This window comes from Plectonema cf. radiosum LEGE 06105, from assembly GCF_015207665.1.
Taxonomy (GTDB): Bacteria; Cyanobacteriota; Cyanobacteriia; order Cyanobacteriales; family Nostocaceae; genus Rivularia; species Rivularia radiosa_A.
On sequence record NZ_JADEWL010000248.1, the window covers coordinates 1 to 4,912 of the forward strand.

The following is a 4,912-nucleotide window of genomic DNA, read 5'->3' on the forward strand; positions in this document are numbered from 1 at the left end:
TGGTAAGCCACTCTCGTGCGGAGGAACACGACCGTTGAGAGAAGTGGCGCAACCCGAAGGGGGTGATGGGGAGAAAAGTTAGAAATTAGTTAATACCTTTAACCTTTAATCTTTAACCTTTGACCTTTAACCTTTATTTAACCTCTAACCTTTAAGCTTTAACGTCTAACCTTTGACCTGATTAATTTATTTATATATATGAAAAAAAAAGATATCTCAGCTTTAGAAGTCAGCTTTAACCAACTGTTTGAATCTCTTTTAGATAAGAAAAAACCGGAGGAAGAATTTACTTTTAAATTAAATAGGGAACGCAGTCAATTTACTAGGTTTAATCGTGGAAAGGTGCGACAAACTGGTATTGTGGCGGATGGTTGGATTGAATTGACCTTAATGGAAAATCAACGCAGTAGTTATCGTGTTTTTCCTGTTAGCGGTAATTGGGAATTTGATTGGCAGCAAGCTTATAATTCTTTGCAAGAATTACGAGCAGAATTACCATTATTACCTGTAGACACATATCTGGTTTTACCATCAGGAGATGATGACAATCGGGAAGTTTATTCGGGTAATTTATTAGCTGAGGAAGAAGTTGCTAAAACTATTTTAGAAGCGGTTGCAGAGTTAGATTTTACTGGATTTTATGCTGGAGGTGTTATAAGTCAAGGTTATGCAGATTCTGGTGGGAAAAAATATTGGTTTAGTACTGATACTTTTACATTAGATTATTCAATTTTTACAGATTCTGGACAAGCTGTTAAAGGCTTTTTTGCTGGAAATAATTGGAATCATCAAACTTATATAGACAAGATTTATCAAGCTAAACAGCAATTAAAATTACTTTCTCGTCCTGCTAAAGAATTACCACGAGGACATTACAAAACTTATTTTGCTCCCGCTGCGGTTGCAGAATTTTTAACAATGCTTTCTTGGGGAGGTATTAGTGAAGCGGATATTCAACAAGGAAACAGTGCTTTAGCAAAGCTAGCCAGTCGAGAAAAGATGCTTTCTCCAAAATTTAGTTTGCGAGAAAATTTTAAAACTGGTTTAGTACCCCGTTTTAATGAATGGGGGGAAATTGCTCCTTTAGATTTAAAATTAATCGAAAAAGGTGTTTTGTTAAATAGTTTAGTTAACTCTCGTTCTGCTAAAGAGTATGATAAAAGTCCAAATGGTGCGAATAGTTCCGAGTCCTTACGTTCACCACAAATCGGTTTGGGTAATTTAGCATCTGAAAATATTTTATCAAGTTTAGATACAGGGCTTTATGTATCGAATTTGCACTACCTCAACTGGAGCGATCGCCCTGCTGGTAGAATCACTGGAATGACTCGTTATGCTTGCTTTTGGGTTGTTAACGGTGAAATAGTTGCACCGATAGAAGATTTACGCTTTGATGATACTTTATACAGTTTTTGGGGTGATAATTTAATAGATTTTACTGATAAACATGAATTTATTCCCGAAGTCGGAACCTATGAAAATCGCCAACTTGGCGGTAGTATGGTTCCGGGAATGTTAGTGGAAGACTTTACCTATACGCTTTAGAAAAGTGCGGAAGTAAACTTATCTGGCGGTTGAAACCGCAGCTAGACAAACAAAACCCGCCTATGCGGGTTAAATTTATCAGTCTATTCCCAGTTCGCATTAATTGAACTATTACAAATACCAAGTAAAATAAGCCGAAGATTATCTGAAGAAATCCCATCAAGGAAGCAATATTTACATCAATATTAACTTGCGCTAAATAAAACATTTTTTGATCGTAGATTTATAAATAAAAATACACGACTGATGGTTGACAAAAATACGTCTACTTTTTCTTAACACTTTTGCCGGGATAACCGCGTTGCGGTGGCTGTGATTCTGGATAAAGTTGCTGTCTACCGTTACGAATAATCTTTAAGGATTCAGTAAGTTCTAGTTCGATATTTTCTAAGACATTATCAGCATATTGATCTGCACCTTGAGCAATTTGTTCAGCTTCTTCTATGGCTTGACGACGCATTTCTTCGATTTCTTGTTGACAAATACGACGTTTACGCTCGATTTCATCAAGAGTTTCTTGCATCATTTGTTCACACTCTTGCTGTACTTGTCTTTTCAATTGTTCGGTTTCTAATTCGGCTTGTCTGATAATATCGCTTTCATTCAACACTTGCGCTCTTTTGGCTTGTGCTGCTTCTACCATTTGCTGTCCATACGCTTCCGCTTCTAAAAAAATTTCTTCTCTTTGTTGAATAATTAAAATTGCTTCTTGGAAAGCTTCGGGTAAAGATAAGCGGATAAAATCAAGCTGTTCGAGTAACTTTTCTTCATCTACCAAGGTTTTTCGCGTCAAAGGGATGCGAAAACTGCTAAGAATTATTTCTTCTAAACGGTTTAGTTCCTGCTGAATATCTACACTTCCCGACTGCTGGGGAAACTGTTGAGAGGGGGGACTACTTCCGTTTTGATTGGGTTCGATACCGTTTGGTTGTGGGTGAAGCATTTGTATGTATCCAAAGCAACGTGAGGGGGAACGAGATGATTAATAGAACCACCAAACCTTGCAATCTCTTTTACCACACTACTACTTAAAAAACTATATTCATTTGACGTTGCTAAAAAAACAGTTTCTATTTCGGTGGAAAGAGTTTTGTTGGTGTGTGCCATTTGCAGTTCAACTTCAAAGTCAGAAATCGCCCGTAAGCCCCTTAACAAAACTTGTGCTTTTTGCATTTGGGCATATTCGACTGTTAAACCTTCAAAGGCATCTACTTGTACATTATCTAAATGTGTGGTAGCTTGACGTATTTGTTCTAAACGTTGTTGCACAGTAAATAATGGAGTTTTGTTCGGATTACGTAATACAGCAACAATAACGGCAGAAAATAGCCGACTACCACGCTGAATAATATCAAGATGTCCCAAGGTTACAGGGTCAAAACTTCCAGGATAAATAGCAATCATCACACTCCTACGAGTTTCAAGGTTCAGTAATTATATCGAAGTATTTTTATAGAAGGGGTAATGATAATGTGTTTAATGCTACATAATTAATTTTGAACTTCAAAATCTAATTTCTTTATATATTATCCCTAAATTCGCATCAAAATATACTATTTTCATCTATGACAAATGTCAAATATTCAATGTCGGTTTTGCGGTATTTTTATTTTTAATTCTTAATCAATGATTTTTAATGTTCATGAAATTCGCTAATTTGTGGAATAGAATACAAATCCCCCATATCAAACTTATACCAAATTGGTATGTAATTTTAGGACGGGTAGATGCTAGCAATTATGATGTTACTTACTGCTGCGAAGACTTTTTTGTAGTCAAAGCTGAAGTTATAAAAAATCACAATGAGCGTTTTATTATAGTTGGAGATATTTGGTTAAGCAACCGCTCTCAATTGCTGCAAATTTTACATCTAAACAAGGAATATACTGACAAACAATTAGTAGCCCATCTTTGGGAAATCAAACGAGAAGATTGTTTAAATTTATTAGAAGGAATGTTTTCGCTATGTGTTTGGGATAACTTGGAAAGACGGCTATATTTAGTACGAGATGCTGTTGGTTGTCGTACTCTTTATTATACTAATTACGGTAAAAGTTGCGTTATTGCGCCTCGATTAGGGACGCTTTTACCTTTTCATTCTCAAAAATTAGATTTAGTTGCATTGCGGGATTATCTGTGTTGTGCTTTTGTAGTTGGGGAAAAAACGCTTTGGCAAGACGTGAATGAATTGTCTGCGGGGATGGTTTTGCAAATGGAATCATCACCAGAAAAGATAAATTATCTCAATTACAAGTCGTTTTGGCAACCACGAGAAGATATAAAGAATACAGAAGAAAGTTTAATTTGGCATGGAAAGCAGTTAAGACAGCTTTTAGATGAGGTTGTGCAAGAGTATTTGCCTGTGGATGAATCTGTGGGAATTTATCTATCTGGGGGTTTGGATTCTAGTTGTATAACCGCTTTAGCTGCAAAGTTTCATCATCATCCGGTACACACTTACTCGATTCATTTTGGCGAAAATTGTCCGAATGAATTGGAGTTTTCTAGTTTAGTCGCGCAGCACTGTAAAACGCACCATCATATCCTAGAAATTACTGGCGATGATATGTGGTTAAAGTTACCTTTAATTATGTCTTATTTGGATGATCCCATCGGCGATCCTTTAACGATTCCCAACTATTTATTAGGAAAGATAGCGCGAGACAATGCTAATGTAATCTTGAATGGGGAAGGTGGAGACCCTTGTTTTGGTGGACCCAAAAATCAGCCAATGTTGTTAAATCAGCTTTATGGTGGAGTTAATAATACTGAGGAAAATTTAGTAGCAAATTACCTTAATTCTTTTAAAAAATGTTTCCCCGATTTACCCCAACTCCTCAAACCAGAAGTTTTTACAGCAGTCAAAGATATACCATTTGTATTTGCCGATTACTTATACACAGAAGATAATTATTTAAATAGATTAATGACAATCAACATCAAATTTAAAGGAGCAGACCAAATTTTAACAAAAGTTGATAATTTAACAATTGCTAATGATTTAGAAGGGCGATCGCCATTATTTGATAGAAGAATAGTACAAATGGCGATGCAAATACCACCACAGTATAAAGTAGCAGGAGCGCAAGAAAAAGCGGTATTAAAACAAGCAGTTTTAGATATATTACCAAAAGATATAATACAGCGTCCTAAAAGTGGAATGATGGTTCCTGTACAGTATTGGTTTAAAAATATTTGGCAGCGTCGTGCGAAAAGTTTGTTATTAGATAAAAATGCCGAAATTGCAGCTTATTTAAATCAAGATTTAATTCGTCAGTGGTTGAATTATCAAGGTGATGCTTGGCAACGTTATGGTGTCAAATTGTGGTTGTTAGTAAGTTTAGAAATTTGGTTACAAGTACAGAAG

At 35.8% G+C, this 4,912-nt stretch carries 4 protein-coding genes; 2 read left to right on the top strand and 2 right to left on the bottom strand.

Annotation, left to right across the window (positions count from 1 at the left end; genetic code table 11):
• The first annotated feature begins 198 nt into the window (after window positions 1-198).
• Entirely contained in the window at window positions 199-1,545 is a 1,347-nt protein-coding gene (locus IQ247_RS31340; RefSeq protein WP_193926047.1) for a TldD/PmbA family protein, read from the top strand.
• 265 nt (window positions 1,546-1,810) lie between these two features.
• Here IQ247_RS31340 and IQ247_RS31345 read toward each other — a convergent pair whose 3' ends face one another.
• Both IQ247_RS31345 and coaD read right to left on the bottom strand, forming a co-directional pair.
• The gene (locus IQ247_RS31345) at window positions 1,811-2,488 is read right to left on the bottom strand and encodes an ATP synthase subunit B family protein (protein WP_193926048.1); all 678 of its coding nucleotides are present in this window, start codon (window positions 2,486-2,488) and stop codon (window positions 1,811-1,813) included.
• The gene (gene coaD / locus IQ247_RS31350) at window positions 2,398-2,949 is read right to left on the bottom strand and encodes a pantetheine-phosphate adenylyltransferase (protein ID WP_193926050.1); all 552 of its coding nucleotides are present in this window, start codon (window positions 2,947-2,949) and stop codon (window positions 2,398-2,400) included. Before coaD ends, IQ247_RS31345 begins: the two co-directional genes overlap by 91 nt.
• Window positions 2,950-3,187: 238 nt before the next feature.
• Between coaD and IQ247_RS31355 the strand changes: the two genes are divergently transcribed.
• Window positions 3,188-4,912 (top strand): asparagine synthetase B family protein (locus IQ247_RS31355; protein ID WP_193926052.1); only part of this gene is annotated, 1,725 nt, incomplete at its 3' end.

Excerpts from the sequence above, each read along its gene's own strand:
- IQ247_RS31340 (WP_193926047.1), top strand. The coding sequence starts at position 199 with ATGAAAAAAAAAGATATCTCAGCTTTAGAAGTCAGCTTTAACCAACTG.
- IQ247_RS31345 (WP_193926048.1), bottom strand. The coding sequence starts at position 2,488 with ATGCTTCACCCACAACCAAACGGTATCGAACCCAATCAAAACGGAAGT.
- coaD (WP_193926050.1), bottom strand. The coding sequence starts at position 2,949 with ATGATTGCTATTTATCCTGGAAGTTTTGACCCTGTAACCTTGGGACAT.